The organism is Streptomyces sp. NPDC032721 (assembly GCF_055579625.1).
Genome location: NZ_JBVIMX010000006.1, coordinates 46827 through 65503, shown reverse-complemented (window position 1 = coordinate 65503; position 18677 = coordinate 46827). Strand labels below are relative to the sequence as shown.

The 18677-nt window shown below is 72.8% G+C and carries 18 protein-coding genes and 1 other RNA gene; 9 read left to right on the top strand and 10 right to left on the bottom strand.

Features of this window, described 5'->3' with window-relative positions:
• Window positions 1–37: 37 nt before the first annotated feature.
• A complete protein-coding gene (locus tag ACZ5PB_RS14480) occupies window positions 38–412 on the top strand; it encodes a hypothetical protein (RefSeq protein ID WP_468691014.1) in 375 nt (124 codons plus the stop codon).
• A gap of 3 nt (window positions 413–415) precedes the next feature.
• Here ACZ5PB_RS14480 and ACZ5PB_RS14475 read toward each other — a convergent pair whose 3' ends face one another.
• Both ACZ5PB_RS14475 and ACZ5PB_RS14470 read right to left on the bottom strand, forming a co-directional pair.
• Window positions 416–1858, bottom strand: coding sequence for a Bcr/CflA family multidrug efflux MFS transporter (locus ACZ5PB_RS14475; protein ID WP_468691012.1), 1443 nt, complete (start codon window positions 1856–1858; stop codon window positions 416–418).
• A gap of 128 nt (window positions 1859–1986) precedes the next feature.
• A complete protein-coding gene (locus ACZ5PB_RS14470) occupies window positions 1987–3648 on the bottom strand; it encodes an alkaline phosphatase D family protein (RefSeq protein WP_468691011.1) in 1662 nt (553 codons plus the stop codon).
• Between the two features lie 105 nt (window positions 3649–3753).
• Between ACZ5PB_RS14470 and ACZ5PB_RS14465 the strand changes: the two genes are divergently transcribed.
• The gene (locus tag ACZ5PB_RS14465; protein WP_468691010.1) at window positions 3754–4515 is read left to right on the top strand and encodes an SDR family oxidoreductase; all 762 of its coding nucleotides are present in this window, start codon (window positions 3754–3756) and stop codon (window positions 4513–4515) included.
• Between the two features lie 263 nt (window positions 4516–4778).
• Here ACZ5PB_RS14465 and ACZ5PB_RS14460 read toward each other — a convergent pair whose 3' ends face one another.
• The 3 genes from ACZ5PB_RS14460 to rnpB form a co-directional block, all read right to left on the bottom strand.
• On the bottom strand, window positions 4779–5102 hold the full coding sequence (locus ACZ5PB_RS14460) for a nuclear transport factor 2-like protein (RefSeq protein ID WP_468691009.1): 324 nt from the start codon (window positions 5100–5102) through the stop codon (window positions 4779–4781).
• A gap of 98 nt (window positions 5103–5200) precedes the next feature.
• Complete coding sequence (locus ACZ5PB_RS14455; protein ID WP_468691008.1) at window positions 5201–6247, bottom strand: hypothetical protein; 1047 nt, start codon at window positions 6245–6247, stop codon at window positions 5201–5203.
• Window positions 6248–6278: 31 nt separating this feature from the next.
• Window positions 6279–6682, bottom strand: an RNA gene (gene rnpB, locus ACZ5PB_RS14450) — RNase P RNA component class A.
• A gap of 77 nt (window positions 6683–6759) precedes the next feature.
• On the opposite strand from rnpB, the gene ACZ5PB_RS14445 reads away from it, so the two are divergent.
• The gene (locus tag ACZ5PB_RS14445; protein WP_468691006.1) at window positions 6760–7524 is read left to right on the top strand and encodes a MerR family transcriptional regulator; all 765 of its coding nucleotides are present in this window, start codon (window positions 6760–6762) and stop codon (window positions 7522–7524) included.
• Window positions 7525–7529: 5 nt separating this feature from the next.
• Window positions 7530–8486 (top strand): hypothetical protein, encoded by a 957-nt coding sequence (locus ACZ5PB_RS14440; protein WP_468691532.1) that lies wholly within the window; start codon window positions 7530–7532, stop codon window positions 8484–8486.
• Here the strand turns inward: ACZ5PB_RS14440 and ACZ5PB_RS14435 are convergent.
• Window positions 8425–9894, bottom strand: a complete 1470-nt coding sequence (locus ACZ5PB_RS14435) for an RNB domain-containing ribonuclease (RefSeq protein ID WP_468691004.1) — start codon at window positions 9892–9894, stop codon at window positions 8425–8427. The two genes, ACZ5PB_RS14440 and ACZ5PB_RS14435, sit on opposite strands and share 62 nt — an antisense overlap.
• A 115-nt stretch (window positions 9895–10009) precedes the next feature.
• Between ACZ5PB_RS14435 and yaaA the strand changes: the two genes are divergently transcribed.
• The 3 genes from yaaA (at window position 10010) to ACZ5PB_RS14420 (ending at window position 12406) form a co-directional block, all read left to right on the top strand.
• Entirely contained in the window at window positions 10010–10810 is an 801-nt protein-coding gene (yaaA, locus tag ACZ5PB_RS14430; protein ID WP_468691002.1) for a peroxide stress protein YaaA, read from the top strand.
• Between the two features lie 99 nt (window positions 10811–10909).
• Window positions 10910–11554, top strand: a complete 645-nt coding sequence (locus tag ACZ5PB_RS14425; RefSeq protein WP_468691000.1) for a GNAT family protein — start codon at window positions 10910–10912, stop codon at window positions 11552–11554.
• 237 nt (window positions 11555–11791) lie between these two features.
• A complete protein-coding gene (locus ACZ5PB_RS14420; protein ID WP_468690999.1) occupies window positions 11792–12406 on the top strand; it encodes a bifunctional 4-hydroxy-2-oxoglutarate aldolase/2-dehydro-3-deoxy-phosphogluconate aldolase in 615 nt (204 codons plus the stop codon).
• A gap of 79 nt (window positions 12407–12485) precedes the next feature.
• Here the strand turns inward: ACZ5PB_RS14420 and ACZ5PB_RS14415 are convergent, their stop codons facing one another.
• From ACZ5PB_RS14415 to ACZ5PB_RS14400, 4 genes are all read right to left on the bottom strand, one after another.
• Complete coding sequence (locus ACZ5PB_RS14415; protein ID WP_468690995.1) at window positions 12486–13802, bottom strand: bifunctional RNase H/acid phosphatase; 1317 nt, start codon at window positions 13800–13802, stop codon at window positions 12486–12488.
• Window positions 13803–13808: 6 nt separating this feature from the next.
• A complete protein-coding gene (locus ACZ5PB_RS14410; protein ID WP_468691530.1) occupies window positions 13809–14552 on the bottom strand; it encodes a zinc ribbon domain-containing protein in 744 nt (247 codons plus the stop codon).
• Window positions 14549–15439 carry a Nif3-like dinuclear metal center hexameric protein gene (locus ACZ5PB_RS14405; protein WP_468690993.1) on the bottom strand — a complete coding sequence of 297 codons (891 nt, stop codon included), beginning with the start codon at window positions 15437–15439 and terminating at the stop codon, window positions 14549–14551. The genes ACZ5PB_RS14410 and ACZ5PB_RS14405 overlap by 4 nt, the downstream gene beginning before the upstream one ends.
• A 96-nt stretch (window positions 15440–15535) precedes the next feature.
• Entirely contained in the window at window positions 15536–16585 is a 1050-nt protein-coding gene (locus ACZ5PB_RS14400; RefSeq protein WP_468690992.1) for an ABC transporter substrate-binding protein, read from the bottom strand.
• 244 nt (window positions 16586–16829) lie between these two features.
• Here ACZ5PB_RS14400 and ACZ5PB_RS14395 point away from each other — a divergent pair, with 244 nt between their 5' ends.
• Both ACZ5PB_RS14395 and ACZ5PB_RS14390 read left to right on the top strand, forming a co-directional pair.
• The gene (locus ACZ5PB_RS14395) at window positions 16830–18302 is read left to right on the top strand and encodes a hypothetical protein (protein ID WP_468690991.1); all 1473 of its coding nucleotides are present in this window, start codon (window positions 16830–16832) and stop codon (window positions 18300–18302) included.
• A gap of 73 nt (window positions 18303–18375) precedes the next feature.
• Complete coding sequence (locus ACZ5PB_RS14390) at window positions 18376–18531, top strand: hypothetical protein (protein WP_468690989.1); 156 nt, start codon at window positions 18376–18378, stop codon at window positions 18529–18531.
• Window positions 18532–18677: the final 146 nt, after the last annotated feature.

Genomic DNA, 18677 nt, shown 5'->3' with positions numbered 1-18677 from the left:
CCTGGCGTACGGGCGTGAACTCGGCCACTCTGAGCGGATGTTGCTGCCCAGTGCACACGCGCAGACCGAGCTGGTCGAAGTCGTCCGCATCACCCCGGACGCCAACGACCCGCTGCCGAGAACCATGGCGGGCGAGGACGTGGCGATCTGGGACGCCGACCAGGCCCGGGAAGTGTTCGCCCTGGTCAAGGAGCTGCCCGGCAGCCAGCCCGGCCAGACGTTCCTGCCGGGCTGGGGGGTACGGGTGCACGGCGAGCGCGGGATGCTCTTCGAGATCGCCTTCTCCTACGACTGCCACGCCGCCCGGGTCTGGGGCCCGTCCGTCCCGCACAAGCAGGAGGGCATCTACAGCTTCGACCCGGACAGCGCTCCGGCCGTCGAACTGCTGCGCCGGTTCAGGGAGAGCGGATAGGGGCTACGCCTCCGAGGTCCGCTGCCACGGACGGCACAGCGCCACGAAGCACAGAATCGCGAGCACCGCGCACACCAGCTGCACGACCGCCATCGGCACCGCCGTGGCCTCGCCCGCGATGCCCACCAGCGGCGAGGCGACGGCGCCCACCAGGAACGAGGACGTACCGAGCAGCGCGGAGGCGGAACCGGCCGCGTGCGGGGTGCGCATCAGGGCCTGGGTGTTGGTGCTCGGCATGATCAGGCCCATCGCCGACATCAGCACGAAGAGCCCGCCCGCGACCGGCCACAGTCCGACCTCGCCGAAGACGCCACTGGTCATCAGCAGCAGTGCGGTGGCGGCGAGCGTGATGACGGCCAGGCCGAAGGCGAGCACCTTGTCGAGCCGGACCCGGCCGACCAGGACCTTGCCGTTGATCTGGCCGACGACGATCAGTCCGATCGAGTTCACGCCGAAGAGCAGGCTGAAGGTCTGCGGGGACGCCCCGTAGATCTCCTGGACGACGAACGGCGAGGCCGAGATGTACGCGAAGAGGACGGCGAAGGCGAGTCCGCCGGTGAGCATGTAGCCGGTGAAGACGCGGTCGGCGAGCAGGCCCTTCATGGTGCGCAGGGCCGCGCCGACGCCGCCGGTGTGCCGCCGCTCGGGGGGCAGCGTCTCGTGCAGCCACTTCCACACGACGAGGGTGAGGACCACCCCGACACCGGTCAGTACGTAGAAGACGCCGCGCCAGTCGGTGATGCGCAGCACCTGGCCGCCGATGACGGGGGCGATGACCGGTGCCACTCCGGAGATCAGCATCAGGGTGGCGAAGAAGCGCGCCATCTCCACGCCGTCGTACATGTCGCGGACCACCGCCCGGGCGATGACGATTCCGGCGGCGCCCGCCAGGCCCTGCAACAGGCGGAAGGCGATGAGGAGTTCGGCGTTCGGGGCCAGTGCGCAGATGGCGGTGGCCAGGACGTAGACGACCATGCCGACGAGCAGCGGGCGGCGGCGGCCGAGCTTGTCGCTGAGCGGTCCCACGACGAGCTGGCCGAGCGCCATGCCGGCCAGGCAGGCGGTCAGGGTGAGCTGGACGGTCGCGGCCGGGGACCGCAGCGCTTGGGTGACCTCCGGGAGGGCCGGGAGGTACATGTCCATGGAGAGCGGCGGGAGTGCGGTGAGGCCGCCGAGGACGAGGGTGACGAGAAGGCTGGTGCGGCGGACGGCTGCGGCGGGCTTGGCCGTGGCCGTTGCGGTGGCGGCGGGCGTGGTGGTTCCGGCCGTTGCGGTGGCGGCGGGGGTGGTTCCGGCGGTCGCGGTGGCGGCGGGCGTGGTGGTTCCGGCCGTCGCGGCGGTCGCGGACTCCGCCGCCGCCATGGCCTCCGCGCCCGCCTGGGGTATGTGGTCCTGCCCCGCCGTTCCCGCTGACTTCTGGCCGCTCTCCGGCATCATCGCTCCCATTTCGTTGAATACCGACCTATGCTCTCAGCTCTTCGGGAGCGTTCGAAACAGGCTTTCGGCCCGGAGGGGGAGCGCGGCAGGAGCACGGCAGGAGCACTGCGTGAACGGCGGGACCCGACCGGTGTGCGTTACACCTGCTTCAGCCCGGGATTCCCGGCCTCGGTGACGTACGAGGCGGCGGTGGTGACGGGTGCCCCGGGCGTGCTGACCGCCGCGACGGTCCTGAAGTCGGCCCTGGCCTGCTGCGTGCCGAGCGTGACCAGCGTGTAGCCGCGCCGCCCGTTGTAGAACTTCATGTGCGGGTTGGCGCCGGTGAGGGCGTCCCAGTTGGCGGGCTTGTCGGCGCCGTCCTTGCCGCTGCTGATCGAGGTGGTGACGATCTCGGTGCCGACGGTCCTGGACGCCGGGTCCCGGAAGTCCCGCTTGATGTCGAGCCCGTACGACACGTGGACGTCGCCGGTGAGCACCAGCAGGTTCCGCACGCCCGCGGACTCGGCCCCGGCGAGGATCCGCTCGCGGGAGGCGGGGTAGCCGTCCCAGGAGTCCATGCTGAGCTTGTGGCCCGGGGTGGCCCGGTCGCGCCGCTCGGCGAAGGTGACCTGCTGCGGGACGACGTTCCAGACGGGCCGCGCGCCCTGCCGCCATCCGTCGATCAGCCAGCGCTCCTGGGTGGCGCCGGTCATGGTCCGCGCCGGGTCCTCCGACTCGGGCCCCGGGACCTGCCAGCCGTCGCCGTACGCCTGGTCGGAGCGGTACTGGCGGGTGTCGAGGATGTCGAACTGGGCGAGCCGCCCGAACCTGAGGCGCCGGTAGAGCCGCATGTCGGCGCCGGTGGGGCGCTGCGGGACGCGCAGCGGCTGGTTCTCCCAGTACGCGCGGTAGGCGGCGGCGCGGCGCAGCAGGAACTCCTCGGGCGGTACGTCGTTCTCGGGGGTGCCGCCCGCGTAGTTGTTCTCGGTCTCGTGGTCGTCCCAGGTCACCACGAAGGGGTGTGCGGCGTGCGCGGCGCGCAGCTGGGGGTCGGACTTGTAGAGGGCGTACCGCAGCCGGTAGTCCTCCAGGGTCACGGTCTCGCGGTTGAAGTGGGCGGGCAGCCGCCGGTCGGTGTACTGGCGTGCGCCGCCGGTGGCGTTGACGGCGTACTCGTAGAGGTAGTCGCCGAGGTGGAAAACGGCGTCGACGTCCTCGCGGGCGAGGTGCTCGTAGGCGGTGTAGTACCCGTCGTGGTACGCCTGGCAGGAGACCACCCCGAGCCGCAGCTCGCTGTTGCGCGCGCCGCGCGCGGGGGCGGTGCGGGTGCGCCCGGTCGCGCTGACCCAGTTGCCCGCCCGGAAGCGGTAGTGGAAGACCCGGTCGCTGCCGAGCCCGTCGACCTCCACGTGCACGCTGTGGTGGAACTCCGGATGCGCGGTGACGCTGCCGCGCCGCACCACCCGCCGGAACCGCTCGTCGTGCGCGACCTCCCACTGCACCCGTACGCGGCTCTTGGGCAGACCGCTGTCCGTTTCGTACGGTCTGGGGGCGAGCCGGGTCCACAGGAGCACGGACTCCGGCAGCGGGTCGCCGGAGGCCACGCCCAGCGTGAACGGGTCCTCGGAGATCCGTCTCGCGTCGAAGTCACCGACGGACGCGGCGTGCGCCTCGGCGCCGCCCGTGCCGGGGAGGTTGGTGGCGAAGGCGAGTGCCGCGGCGGCGCCGGTGAGGGTCAGGAAGCGGCGCCGGCCCTGCGTCAAGTGACGGGCGGCGGCTCGGAGTTCGGGGGCGTGCTGGGCTGGTCCGGTGGCTGTCATGCGCGCAGTCCAGCCCTCGGGGACGGCACCACGTTGTCGCGTACACGTCCACCACATGACGGACAGATGATCTCCTGCCCGGCCGGGGTGACTACTCTCCCGGCCATGAGCACTCATGAGCAGGTCGCGGTGGTGACGGGAGCGGGCTCCGGCATCGGCCGGGCGGTGGCGGTGGAACTGGCCTCGGCGGGCTGGACGGTGGCCCTGGCGGGCCGCCGCGCACAGCCCCTGGCGGAAACGGCGGAGCTGGCGAGGGCCGCGGGCGGCGCCGCCCTTCCCGTCGTCACGGACGTGTCGTCCCCCGCCGAGGTGGACGCCCTCTTCGCGGCGGTCCGCGAGACCTACGGCCGCCTCGACCTGCTCTTCAACAACGCGGGCACCTTCGGCCCCGGCGGCGTCCGCACCGAGGAACTCACCTACGAGGACTGGCAGTCGGTGGTCCAGGTGAACGTCACCGGCGCCTTCCTCTGCGCCCAGGGCGCCTACCGCCAGATGAAGGACCAGACCCCCAGGGGCGGCCGCATCATCAACAACGGCTCCCTCTCCGCCCACACCCCACGCCCGCACTCGGTCGCCTACACCACCACCAAGCACGCGATGACGGGCCTGACCAAGTCACTGTCCCTGGACGGTCGCGCGCACGACATCGCGGTCGGACAGATCGACATCGGCAACGCGGCCACGGACATGACGCAACGCATGCAGACCGGCATCCTCCAGGCGAACGGTGAGCTGGCGGTGGAGCCGGTGATGGACGCACAGGAAGTCGCCCGCACTGTCCGCCACATGGCGGCCCTACCGCTGAACGCCAACATCCAGTTCGCCACAGTAATGGCCACAACCATGCCCTACGTAGGCCGCGGCTAACCCCACCAAGCCCCCCGGGACGGCACGACCGCGTGCCAAGGCCCCCCTCGGGCGGCCCGACCGCCCACCCCCTCGGGCGGCGAAGCCGCCCCTACTCCCTAGCCCCCTCCGGCAGCGCGGCCGCCCCGACCCCCGAGCCCCCTTGGGCGGCGGGGCCGCCCCCCGGGGGCGGAACGGGCGGGCAAGGGGGCGGCCCCCGGCGGAGCCGAACAACCCGCCCCCGCCCCACCTCCGCCATGGCCCCCACCCCCACCCCACCGGCCCTACGCCTGCCCCGTCTCGAACCGACTCACCTTCCCGTCCGCCACCACGAACTTCCACGCCGTCCGCATCGAACCCCACGTGTCGTTCCGGTAGTTGACGACCAGCTCCCGCCCGCCGTCCGCCTCGGACTCGACGTCCATGTGTCCGCCGTCCGAGAAGATCTCCTTGTTCACCCACTCCCCCAGATCCCGGTCGCTCCCGTCGTCCGACATGGTCGCGCCCGGCGCGAGCAGTGCGTCGAAGGCGACGCGGTCCCCCGCGTTCACCGCGGTGACGAAGTCCCGTACAACGGGATCACTGAGCTGATCAGCAGGTACACCCATTACCGGCTCTCTCTCACTGAGCTGGGCCCCGAGCCCTCCCACCATCCCCCGCCCCACCGACACCCGCACCTCGGCGCCCACACCAGCACGGGCCGCCCCTACCGCCCCAGGTCAGCGGAAACGTACGAGAACCACCCCTCGGCCTCCTCCCTCCCCAGCACCCGTTCGAGCTCCAGAGCGCCGCTCATGCCGGGGAAGTACCGGCCGGCCGGCCAGCTGCGGGCGTACGGTTCGGGGTCGAGCACCAGGACCCGGGTGCCGCGCACCACCGGAATGTCGGCGGGGTCGCCCTCGTTCCAGATCCAGGCTCCGTCGGCGCCGACGAGGTTGAACGAACCCTGGGTCAGCACCTGCCCCTCGACGTCCCGGCAGACGGCCACCGCTTCGGCCGAGGGCGCCTGTCCCGCAAGGTGACCGCCGCCCACCAGCGCGTCGGCGAGCAGGGTGTGCAGCTGGAAGTTGTCCCCGATGCCACCGATGCGTACGAGGAATCCGGCCCGGCTCTCGCGGTGGAGCACCACCAGCGGCTCCCCGTCGAGCACCCGGAGCGCGTACCGAAGCCCCTTGAGGGACGGTCCGCCGTTCTCCTCGCACGCCCACTCGATACGGGCGAGCAGAGCCAGCAGCTCCCGACGGCAGGAGACCTGCCGCCGCCCCGCCTCCTCGTTCAGCAGGGCGAAGCCGGCCATCTGCCACTGCGGGAGCGTCCACCAGGCAAGCGCGGGACCGAATCCGGTCCGCTCCCCCACCTCGTCGCCGGGCCCCTGCCCCTGCTCCTCCGGATCTGGGAGCTTCCCGCCCCCGCTCTCCTCCCACCGCGCACAGAATTCCGCGATCTCCTCGAAGGTGTCCCGCATTCCGGCGAACACCCCGGGCGCACACAGCCCCGGGTCCGCCCCGCGTTCCACGCACGCCCCGACGATCACCGCGATCACCGCACGTATCCCGTCGGGCACGGAGGTCAGCAGACCGGCCAGCCGAGGCCCGCACTCCCGGATCTCCTCCGGACCGGCGGCCCCGAAACTCCCCCGTATCGCGTCGAAACCGCGCCCCGTCAGCTCCGGGTCACGCGCGGCCACCCCTGCCTCGAACTCGGCGACAGCGCCGAGCAGTTCCCCACCCGTACCACTTGATCCAAAACCCATCCGTGCACCCTACCCACGGGGAGAAGAACAGCAGATGAGCCGACCTGTACGCCGGGTTCTGTCACTCGGCGACCTCGCGGTCGCCGAGGAGACGGTCATCCATCTAGGACCGGCGTTGCCGCCGGCCTCGTGCGGTCTACCCGCGAACTCGGGCGAGCAGCCCTCGAACGTTCGCGCAGGACCCTCTTTCGACGGTCCCTCTTGACCTTGCTCCGGGTGGGGTTTACCTAGCCGCCTGAGTCACCTCAGGCGCTGGTGGTCTCTTACACCACCGTTTCACCCTTACCTGGGACCGAAGTCCCGGGCGGTCTGTTTTCTGTGGCACTGTCCCGCGGGTCACCCCGGGTGGCTGTTGGCCACCACCCTGCTCTGTGGAGCCCGGACGTTCCTCGGGGAGCTCCCGGAGGAGTTCCACGCGACCGCCCAGTCGCCTCATCTGCTGTGCCGACCATGCTACCCGGCCGGGCGATCACGCTTGACCTTGTCGCAGCGTCAACGTTTCTACTGGGTGCATGCGGATCGGAGAGATCGCCGCACTCGTCGGGATCACCACGCGTGCGGTGCGGCACTACCACCACGTCGGGCTGCTGCCCGAGCCCGCGCGGAAGCCCAACGGGTACCGCGAGTACACCCTGCGCGATGCCGTCGTGCTCGCCCGGATCAGGCGGCTTACCGAGCTGGGGCTCGGGCTCGACGAGGTGCGGGACGTGGTCCGGGACGACGCGGGGCGCGAGCTGGCCGTCGTACTGGAGGAACTGGACGCGGACCTGGCCCGGCAGGAGGCGGAGATCCGGGGGCGCAGGCAGCGGATCGGGACGCTGCTCGCGCAGGCCAGGGTCGGGGAGCTGACGGCGGAGGGGCCGATCTCGCCCGAGCTCGGCGAGCTGCTGCGCGGGCTGCCCGCGCGCGGGGCGATGGCGGCGAAGGACCGCGAGCTGCTGGCACTCCTGGAGACCACCGCCCCGGAGGTCGCACGGGGGCCGATGGTGAACGCGCTCCGCGAGGCGGCGGCCCTGCCCGGGGCCTCGGAGCGGGCCCAGCACGCGTACGACCTGCTCGACGCGCTGGCCGACGCGGAGGCCGACGACCCGCGCGTGCTGACGGCCGCCAGGGCGCTCGCCTCGTGCATTCCTGACGGGATGTGGGACGGCGAGGCAGTGCCGGACGAGGACGACGCGTTCCTGCGCGCCTTCTTCGCGGACTTCGCACCGGCCCAGGCGGAAGCGGTACGGCAGTCCATCCGGATGGTGACGGAACGGGGAGGGGAAGGGCCGTGAAGGCGATGAAGGAGATGAAGCGGACAAAGGGCAAGAAAGTGCTCAGGGGGGTTGCTTATGCGGTGCTTCCCGCCGAAGTGACGCTCGTCGTCTGCCTGTTGGCGGGGGTGCGGGTGCCGGGTGCGGTGCTGCTGGCCGCCGAGGTGGTCGTGCTGGCGGTCGTCACCGCCGAGGTGTTCGCCTTCGTACGGCTGCGGCGGCAGGGGCTCAGCAGCCGGGAGGCCGTCGCCGAGCTGGTGCCGGAGGCCGTGCTGCGGCTGCTCGGCCACGAGCTGCGGGTCATGGTCTCGGTGGTGCGGTGGGCGGGACGGCGGCGGCACGGGGTGGGACCCGGCGACCGGGCGTTCGCGCACGCGGGGGCGCAGTCGGTGCTGCTGCTCGGCTTCGGGTTCGTGTGCGTCGTGGAGACGGTGGGACTGCACTTCCTGCTGGCCGGGGTGCCCGTGGTGCAGATGGTCTTCCTGGTGCTGGACGTGTACACGGTGGTGCTGATCCTGGGGCTGCACGCCGCTGCCGTGACCCGGCCCCATGTCGTACGGGCGGACGGCGGGCTGCGGGTGCGGTCCGGGGCGCATGTGGACCTGCTGCTGCCGGCCGAGCGGATCGTCTCCGTACGGTACGAACTGCGGCTGAATCCGGGGAAGGGCGAGGACGGTCTGCTGGAGCTGGCGGTGGCGTCGCAGACCAATGTGACCGTCCTGCTGGCCGAGCCGGTGGAGGCGGTGTCGCTGCTCGGGAAGCGGCGGCCGGTGACGAAGGTCTGCTTCCACGCGGACGATGCACGGGGGCTGGTGGGGGCGGTGCGGGCCGTGGGGGCTGGGGGCGACCTGGGCGACGTGCGGGTCGAGACGGTCCCGGCCGGGCCCGAGCCCATGCTCCAGCCCGCGCTCCAGCCCCTGCTCACGCCGGGGCGAACTGCACCTTCGCCGTCCCCGGGTCCGCGTGGGTCAGCCGCACCCTGATCCGTTCGCCGAGGGGGAGGCTGCCGCCGCCCGCCACCCGGGCGATGACCGCGAGGTCGCCGTCCAGCTGGACGGTGCCGACGGTCGGTTCGCGGTCCTTGACGTCGACGACGTGGGCGTCGAAGAGTTCGCCGATGCGGTCCTTGAGGAGGGCGGCCTCGACGATGTCGACGGACTCGCGTTCGACGGTGTTCTGGCGGCGGGTGCCCTCGGCCATCTCCCCGGGGAGTTCGGGGAGGGCCGCCATGACCCAGTCGGGCGGGTCCTGCCCCGCCACCGCCGCCACGCACAGCTCCCCCGCGTACCGGTCGACGAGGCGGCGCAGCGGGGCCGTGCAGTGGGTGTACGGGGCCGCCACCGCCGCGTGGACGGCCGGGTCGGGGACGCGGCCTTCGGTGAAGACGGTGTAGCCCGCCCCGCGCAGGAGGGTCGTGCACTCCTGGAGGAAGGCGGCGTGTGCCGGGTCCGCCGGGTCGAGGCTGCGGACGATCTCCGCGTACGAGGTGTGGTGCGGCCAGTCGATGTGCAGGGCTCGGGCGCTGCGGCGCAGCCGGGCCACCGCGCCGTCGGGGGCGGCGGGCAGGGTGCGCAGGATGCCGGTGCCGGAGGCGGTCATGAGGTCGGCGGCGGCCATTCCGGTCAGCAGGGAGATCTGCGCGTTCCAGCCGTCGGCGGGCAGCGGGGTGCGGCAGGTGAGGTGGTAGGCGCCGTCGCGGAGTTCGATCTCCTGCTCGGGGACGTTGAGGGAGATGCCGCCCCGGTCGCGTTCCCGCGCCTCGCGCAGGAGGCCGATGTCGCGGAGGAGGGCGAGGGGTGCCTCGGCGGTGCCCGCGTCGATCTGCGCCTGTACGCCCTCGTAGTCCAGCTTGGCGCGGCTGCGGACCATCGCGCGCCGTACGTCGGTGGCGACCGTCGCCCCGTCCGCGTCGAGGTCGATCCGCCAGAGCAGGGCCGGGCAGGTCTGGTCGGGCAGCAGGCTCGCGGCGCCTTCCGAGAGCAGCTGCGGGTGCAGCGGAACCTTCTCGTCCGGGAAGTAGAGGGTGGTCACGCGGCGGTGCGCCTCGGCGTCGAGCGCACCGCCGGGCGCGACGAAGGCGGCCACGTCGGCGATCGCGTAGTGCACCCGGAACCCGCCGCCCTCGCGCCGCGCCAGGTGCATGGCCTGGTCGAGGTCGGTGGAGGTGGGCGGGTCGATGGTGAAGAGGGCGAGGCCGGTGGCGTCGAACGGGTCGGCCGGGAGCAGCGGGTGCGCCGCCCGCTCCCGTGCCTCGGCCGTCACCTCGGGCGGGAAGGCGTCGTGGCCTGCCGGGTCGGCGGGCAGGTCGAGCGTCGTCCGCAGCTCGCGCAGGGCCTCCCGCAGGGGAGCGGCCTCGGCGGCGCCGGTCACGTGGATCTGGCGGCGGGGCATGGGTCGAGCGTAGGGCGGCAGGGGGGAAGTGGCACGGCGGAAGGGGTGGTTCTGGCGGGGATCGCGGCGGATTACCGTGGCCTGGTTCATCTCGTACGTACGAAGGAGTCACCCCGTGCTCGTGCTCTTGCCGCCGTCCGAAGGAAAGGCCGCTTCGGGGCGCGGCGCCCCGCTGAAGCCGGAGTCCCTGTCGCTGCCGGGGCTCGCCGACGCGCGGGCGGCCGTGCTGGCCGAGTTGGTCGAGCTGTGCCGGGGTGACGAGGAGAAGGCCCGTGAGGTGCTCGGGCTGAGCGAGGGGCTGCGCGGCGAGGTCGGCAAGAACGCGGAGCTGCTGACCGCCGGGACCCGTCCTGCCGGGGAGATCTACACGGGTGTGCTGTACGACGCCCTGGACCTGGCCTCGCTCGACGCGGCGGCCCGCAAGCGGGCGCGGCAGTGGCTGCTGGTGTTCTCGGGGCTGTGGGGGGCGGTGGGAGTCGGCGACCGGATCCCCTCCTACCGCTGCTCGATGGGGGTGAAGCTGCCGGGACTCGGGGCGCTGGGCGCGTACTGGCGGCCGGCGATGGCGCAGGTGCTGCCGGAGGCGGCGGGCGACGGGCTGGTGCTGGACCTGCGCTCCGCCGCGTACGCCTCGGCGTGGAAGCCGAAGGGCGAGGTCGCGGGGCGGACGGCGACGGTACGGGTCCTGCACGCGCAGACGGTGAACGGCGTGGAGAAGCGTTCGGTGGTCAGCCACTTCAACAAGGCGACGAAGGGCCGGATCGTACGGGACCTGCTGGTCGCGGGCGCGGCACCGCGCGACCCCGCCGAGCTGGTGGTGGCGCTGCGGGACCTGGGGCACGTGGTGGAGGCCGCGGAGCCGGCGGGGGCGGGGAAGGCGTGGGGGCTGGACGTGGTGGTGCGGCAGATCCACTGAGGGGTCCTCGGGCGTGCGGGGCACGGGGTTTATGCGCGTAGAGTGGAAAGGTTGTTTTTCCGACTTCTCGGTCTGCACCCTTCAATCCAGAGGAACTCCGTGCCCAGCTCTTTGTGCGACATATTGACCTCGGTGGCGCAGGGCCAGTACCCGCCACCGGACGGTCGCACGCTCGTCCTTCCGCAGCCGAGCCCCCGGGACGCCGGTGTGGTGGCCTTCACCGCGCACTCGGTGATCTTCTCGGACGAGGACCCGGAGTGGATCAGGACGCAGCTCGAAGCGGCCTGCCCCGACCCCTTCTCGGCGTCGCTGCACCCGGTGTTCCTGGCCGCGCTGATGACGCGGACGGGGCGGCGCATGGACACGGTGGGCTCGCTCACCCTGGCCCCGGCGCTGGACGGCCCGCCGCCGCTGGAACTGACTCCGCTGGAGGACCCGGAGCACCCCCGGGTGGCACGGGCGCGCAAGTACCGCGACGACGTACGGGTGTGGTCGTCGGAGGGCGGCGGGATCCTGGTCATCGGCCGCGGGCTGGCCGGCCGCTGGGAGACCGCGATCGAGGTCGACGAGGAGTCGCGGCACCGGGGACTGGGGCGGGCACTGGCGGAGTCGGCACGGCACATGATCCCGGCGGGCGAGGTGATCTGGTCCCAGCAGGCCCCGGGAAACGCGAGGAGCGTACGGGCGTTTCAGGCGGCGGGCTACCGGGCGGTAGGCGCGGAGGCCCTCCTCATCGCAGCGTAAGCGAACCTTCCCGCCCCGCCCCCTTGGGCGGCGGGGCCGCCCCACACCCCTACCCCCTAGCCCCCTTGGGCGGCGGGGCCGCCCCCCGGGGGCGGAACGGGCGGGCAAGGGGGCGGCCCCCGGCGGAGCCGAACCCTCCGGGCCCGCCCCGCCCCCGCCATGGCCCCCCACCCCCACCTATTGCACAGCACGCAACGCCCGTTGTGCAGAATGCTCACCCCAGGGCAGGATGGCGATATGCCCTCCCTCTTCGCCCTCGCCCCCGTGATCCCCGTCGTCGTGATCGAGGACCCCGAGCACGCCGTCCCGCTCGCCCGAGCCCTCGTCGCAGGCGGCCTGCCCGCCATCGAGGTGACCCTGCGGACACCGGCCGCCCTGGACGCGATCCGGGCCGTCGCCGCCGAGGTGCCGAAGGCGGTCGTCGGTGCCGGGACCGTGATCTCCCCCGCCGGGGTGGCCGATTCCGTGGCGGCCGGGGCGCAGTTCCTGGTCAGCCCGGGCTGGACGGACTCCCTGCTCGACGCGATGCGCGGCTCCGGGGTGCCGTTCCTGCCGGGGGTGTCGACCACCTCCGAGGTGGTCGCGCTCCTGGAGCGCGGCGTCACCGACATGAAGTTCTTCCCGGCCGAGGCCGCCGGTGGCACCGCGTACCTCAAGTCGCTCTCCGGCCCGCTCCCCCAGGCCCGGTTCTGCCCGACCGGAGGCATCTCCCTCGCCTCCGCCCCGTCCTACCTCTCGCTGCCCAACGTCGGCTGCGTGGGCGGCACTTGGATGCTCCCGGCGGACGCGCTCGCCGCGCGCGACTGGGACCGGGTGGAGAAGCTGGCCCGGGAGGCGGCAGGGCTGCGGTAACCCTCACGGACAAAGCCCCGGCCCCCACCCTGGACAAGGGAAAGGGGGCCGGGGCTTCACCGTGCCGGGGGGCGGACGCTCAGCGCAGGTGCGAGGTGTCGTTCAGCAGCCGCACCGAGGCGTTGCCGTCCGCGTAGTACGCGACCGCCGACAGCGACGCCGCCGACAGTTCCATCCGGAACAGCGCCTGAGGCGGCGCCCCGAGAGCGAGTCGCACCAGCGTCTTGACCGGGGTGACGTGCGTGACGACCAGCACCGTCCTGCCCGCATACTTTTCGGTCAGCCGGTCCCTGGCCGCCGCGACCCGCGTCGCCACCTCGGCGAAGCTCTCGCCGCCGCCGGTCGGGGCCGCGTCCGGGGACTCCAGCCAGTCGTCCAGGTCCTCGGCGTAGCGCTCCTTGACCTCGCCGAACGTCAGCCCCTCCCAGGCGCCGAAGTCCGTCTCCCGCAGGTCCTCCTCGACCTGTACGGGCAGACCGAGGCGGCGGGCCACCGCGTCCGCCGTCTCGCGGCAGCGCAGCAGCGGGGAGCTGACGATCGCCTGGACGGTGCCGCGCGCGGCGAGCGAGGCGGCGACGGCCTCGGCCTGCTTGCGGCCGACCGCGGAGAGCATGGGGTCGGAGCCGCCGCTGCCGGAGAAGCGCTTCTCCGGGGTGAGCAGGGTCTCGCCGTGCCGCAGCAGCACGAGGGTGGCGGGCTCGCCGAGGTCGGCGGCAACTCCCCATCCCACAGTGGGGGCTGACGAAGCCTCAGGAACCGCGACGGGCTCCTCGTCCAGCGCGAAAAGACCCTCGGCGGCGGGCGCCGCGGTCCGTGCGCCCGCCAGTGCCGCCCGCGCCTTCGCCGCACCGGCCGCCGCGTCCCCGACCACCCGGGGCGCCTCGACGACGGCGGCGGCAGCCGCGGCACGCACCGAAGCACCGGCAGCCGAAGCACCGGCGAAGGAACCCGAGGGCTCCCACTGCTTGCCCTTCTTGCCCGCGTCCATCGCCTCGTTCGCGAGCCGGTCCGCGTGCTTGTTCTTCTCGCGCGGAATCCACTCGTAGCGGACCTGGGCGCGCGGCAGGATCGTCGCCGCCTCGGCCGCGAGGGGCTTCATGTCGGGGTGCTTGATCTTCCAGCGGCCCGACATCTGCTCGACGACCAGCTTGGAGTCCATCCGCACGTGCACCCGGGCGTCCGGGAAGAGGTCGCGGGCCGCCTTCAGCCCGGCGATCAGCCCCTTGTACTCGGCGACGTTGTTCGTGGCGACACCGATGTACTCGGCGGCCTCGGCCAGCGTCTCCCCGGTCTGCGGGTCGAGGACGACCGCGCCGTAACCGGCGGGCCCCGGGTTGCCCCGGGAGCCCCCGTCGGCCTCGACGACGAGGCTGCGTACGGTCTGAGCCGTCGTCATCGCGGCCTACAGCCCCGACTCGGACGTACGGACCAGGATGCGGCGGCAGTTCTCGCAGCGCAGCACCGTGTCCGGGGCGGCGGCGCGGACCTCCATCACCTCGGTGATGTTGAGCTCCAGCTGGCAGCCCTCGCAGCGGCGCTGGTAGAGGCGGGCGGCGCCGACGCCACCGGACTGCGTGCGCAGCTTCTCGTACAGCTTGACCAGGTCGGCGGGGACCGAGGCCACCACGACCTCGCGCTCCTTGGCGACCTTCGCGGCCTCCTGGTCGAGCTCGGCGGTGGCGGCGTCGCGGCGCGCGGTGGCGTCGTCGGCCTTGGCCTGTACGGAGTCGACGCGCGCGGTCAGTTCGGCGGCGCGCTCCTGGGCGGACTCGCGGCGCTCCATGACCTCCAGGACGACGTCCTCCAGGTCACCCTGGCGCTTGGCCAGCGAGACGATCTCCTTCTGGAGGTTCTCCAGGTCCTTCGGGGAGGTGATGGCCCCGGAGTCGAGCCGCTGCTGGTTGCGGGTGGCGCGCTGACGGACCTGGTCGACGTCCTGCTCGGCCTTGGTCTGCTCGCGGGCGGTGTCGGACTCCTCGGTGGTCGCGGCGACCAGGAGGTCGCGCAGCTGGGTGAGGTCCTTGGTCAGCGACTCGATCTCGGCGTGTTCGGGCAGCGACTGGCGCTTGTGGGCGAGCTGGGACAGCCGTACGTCGAGGGCCTGGACGTCGAGAAGTCGGATCTGGTCGGCGGGCGCGGCGTTCAGTTGGGGGCTCCAGGAGAAGAGAAGGGGGCAGCGAAGTCGGTGGCGGACCCGGTGGCGGGCCCGGAGGCCAGCTGGGAGGTCCAGGGGTCGGTGACCGTCCGCGAGACATGGACCCGAAGGTTCCACCCCGCACGGTCGGAGATCGTTTCGAGCTGTCCGGCGGCCTGTTCGCACCAGGGCCACTCGGTGGCCCAGTGCGCGGCGTCGACCAGCGCGGGGGCCGGGGCGGTCTCACGGGCCTCGGAGACCGGGTGGTGCCGCAGGTCGGCGGTCAGGAAGGCGTCCACGCCCGCCGCCCTGACCTGCTCGAAGAGGCTGTCGCCTGATCCGCCGCTGACGGCGACGGTACGTACGGTGGCGTCCGGGTCGCCCGCGAAACGGATCCCCTGCGCGGTCCCCGGCAGCCGCTGGGCCGCACGCTCGGCGAACTCGCGCACGCTCTCGGGGTGGTCGAGCTCACAGATCCGGCCGAGCCCGCGCCGGCCGTGCGGATCGGACGCGTCCGGCACCAGCGGCCCCACGACGCGGAGGTCGAGGGCGGCGGCGAGGGCGTCCGAGACGCCGGGGTCGGCGGTGTCGGCGTTGGTGTGCGCGACGTGCAGGGCGATGTCGTTCTTGATGAGCGTGTGCACGACGCGGCCCTTGAAGTGGGTGGCCGCGACCGTCGTCGTACCGCGCAGATAGAGCGGGTGGTGGGTGACGATCAGATCGGCGCCCAGCTCGACGGCCTCGTCGGCGATCTCCTGAACGGGGTCGACGGCGAACAGCACCCGGCACACCTCGGTGTCCGGATCGCCACAGACCGTACCGACGGCGTCCCAGCTCTCGGCCCGCTCGGGGGGCCAGAGGGCGTCGAGGGCGGCGATGACTTCAGACAGACGGGGCACGGATGCAAGGCTACCTGCCGTCCGTACCCCGTATGCCTGACCGCCCGCCACTGACCACCGGCGGCCGCCTGTCCGCCCGCTCGGTTCGCTTGGCGGCTACTTGATCAGGAAGCCGCGGAGGTCCTTCAGGACCTCGTCCGCGGCGGCGGTGCCCAGGCCCAGGTACCAGGTTTCGTCCGGGACGTCCTTGGCCTGGCCCTTCTTGACCGCATCCAGCTTGTTCCACAGGGGGTTGGCCTCGGCCTTGTCGCGCTTGGTGGCCTTGGCGTCGCCGTACACGCCGGTGAAGATCCAGTCGGCGGCCGCCTCGTCGATCTTCTCCGGGCTGACCTCCGCCGCGAGGTCGTTGACCTGCTGGTTCTTCGGGCGGGGCAGGCCGGCGTCGTCGAGGATGGTGCCGATGAAGGAGGCCTTCGCGTACAGCCGGGTCTTCTCCGGCATGTAGCGCAGCATGGTGATCGTCGGCTTCTTGCCGCCGTTCGCGGCGGCCACGTCGGTGCCGAGCTGCTTGGCCTTCTTCTCGTACGCGGCGAGCTGGGCGTCGGCCTCGGCGCTCTTGTCCAGGGCGGCGGCGTTCAGCTTCAGGTTCTCCTTCCAAGTGAAGCCGGGGCGGATGGAGAAGACCGTCGGGGCGATCTGGGAGAGCAGCTTGTACTGCTTCTCCGCGCGCAGCTGGCTGCCCAGGATGAGGTCGGGCTTGAGTGCGTCGATCGCCTCCAGGTTGAGGCTGTTGATGGTGCCGACGTTCTTGGGGCTTCCCGCGCCCTTCTTCAGGTACGCGGGCAGCTCCTGCGAGCCCTCGGAGGGGGCCCAGCCGACCGGCTGCATGCCCAGCGACACGACGTTGTCCAGCTCGCCGACGTCGAGCACCACGACCCGCTTGGGCGCGGCCTTGAGCTCGGTCTTGCCCATGGCGTGGGTGACGGTGCGCGGGAACTGGCCGGGCTTGGCGTCCGTGCCGAGTGCGGCGGTCTTCGCCGCGGCGTCCCCGAAGTCCTTGCCGCCCTGGGCGACGGACTTCCCGCCGTCGGACTTCTTCTCGCCCTTGGCGTCGGCGTCGCCGCCCCCGCAGGCGGACAGGGCGAGCGCGGCGGTGACCGCCAGGGTGACTGCGGCGGTGGTGCGGCGGCGTATGGACGACGACATGGGAGGACTCGCTTCCGGGCAACGAACGGGGGCTTGCGACGAGGCCCGCGCGGACCGCCGCACGCGCCCCTCAAACACTTAGGCGAACCTAACCTTACGTCTCCCTGTGGACTCCCCCGAGCACACCCGTCCCGCCCTTATCGCTGGAACGACCGGACGGCCACCCTTATGTGTGAAGTGACGTGACTCGTGTTGTCCGGCGGGAAAGCCGAAAACTAGCGTCGCGGGCGGAGGTGACGGATCAATGACTGCCTGTGCCATCGAGACCGCCCCGGAGGGCGGTGCGGTGCGGCGCCCCGGGTGCACGATCGCCGCGGACGGTTCGTACGCGGCGCGCCTGGCCGGGAGCGGTGAGGCGTGGTTCCCGGAGCGGTGGACCCTGGACGGCCCCGAGCCGTACGCGGTGCCGCTCCCCGCCGACCAGCCCGAGGAGCCCGGCACCGAGCTGCTGCCGCTGGCCGACGGACGGGTGCTGATCCACCGCGAGGTGATGGGCAGGCACCTCTTCTCCCTCCTCTACCCCACGGGCCCCGCCACGGGTGAACTCCCGCTGGGCGCGATCGAGTTCGGCGCGGGCCCGCTCACCCTGCTCCCTCCCGCCCCGGGCGGCAGCGCGGCGTACGCGCTGGCCGTCGGCGCGCACTCGACCGCCCTGTGGCTGGTCGCGGGCGGCGCCTTCGGCCCGGAGCACGTGGCCGAGGTACCGGGCCGCTGCACGGGCGGGGTGTGGCTGGACCGTACGGGGCGGATGCTCGCGCTGGACCGGGAGACCCCGGGGCCGGGCGGCCCGGTGGTCAAGTCCGTCGCCGTGGACCTGGAGCGCGGCGGCGAGGCGACCCCGCTGCTGCAGATCGCGGAGCACAGCAACGACCGGCTGCTGCTCGCCGACCCGGACAGCGGGCTGCTGGTGATCCGCTCGGACGCACCCGGCGAGGACCGCCTCGGCTGGGGCGTGCTGGGCAGCACCCGCCCGGTCCGCTTCCCGGAGTCCCTGCGGGTGGGCGCTTGTACGGTGACGCCCTTCGCCGCGCAGCCCGGGCAGGTGCTGATGCCGGAGTCGTGTGCGGTGGCGGTACGGATCGACCGGGCGGACCGGTCCGCCACCCCGGCCGCGAGCTGGGTCGGACTGTGGCGCCCCACGGACGGCAGGCTCCACCAACTGGCGGCGCCCGTCGGCTGGTTGGCGGGCGCGGGGCTGTGGACACGGGAGGGCGTGCTGCGGCTGCCGTTCTCTACGGACGAGGTGCCGTGCGGGGTCGCGGAGGTGTGCTCGCCGTCGGCGGAGGAGGAAGCGGAGGCAGAAGCGGAGACCGGTGCGGCAGGGCAGGGGGCGGCGGAGGGTGCGCCCGACAGGAACGGTGCGGACCGGGAGACTTCGGCCGCCTGGAGGCCCGTACCTCTTCAACAGGCAACGCTGACGGGGCGGCTGCACCGGATCGGGACCCGGCCCAGGACGCCGGTAGCGACGGAGGCGGAGGGTCCGGCCCCGGCGCCCGTCCCGGCTGCGGCCCCAGCCGCCCCCGCGCCGCCCGCGCCGACCGCGCCCCGCACCCCGCCCGCCGTCTCCCTCGCCGTACCGGCGTCGGGTTCTCCGTCGGCGCACGCGGCTGCTCCGGAGATGGTGCGGATGACCGTTCCGGTGCGGATTCCGGTGCCCGTGCCGACCCTGCCGGCCGAGGGGACAACCCCCATGACCGAGCCGAGGACGGGCGATTAGACTCGCGGGCCCGGGGGCAGGCGGACCTGGGCGTACGTATGTAAGCGATTTGTTGACGGGGTGAATTTCCCAGATGTCCGAAACCCTCACCGACCCCACCCAGGTGCGACCGCAGACCACGGTTCCCGCGCAGGGCGGGCCGGTCGGTCCAGGCAAGCACCGGGGCGAATCCGCCCCGAAGGAGGAGCCGACGGCTCCGGCACACGGACGCCACAGGCGCGACGCCTAGGCATCCGAGCACGAGCGTGTGTGACGGCGGGGGGGGGGGGGGGGGGGGGGGGGGGGGGCGGGGGAGGGGGGGGTTGGGGGGGGGGGGGGGGGGGAGCCAAGCAGGAGCAGGCGGGGCCGGACGGCGGCGCCGCGGTGGGCGGCGAG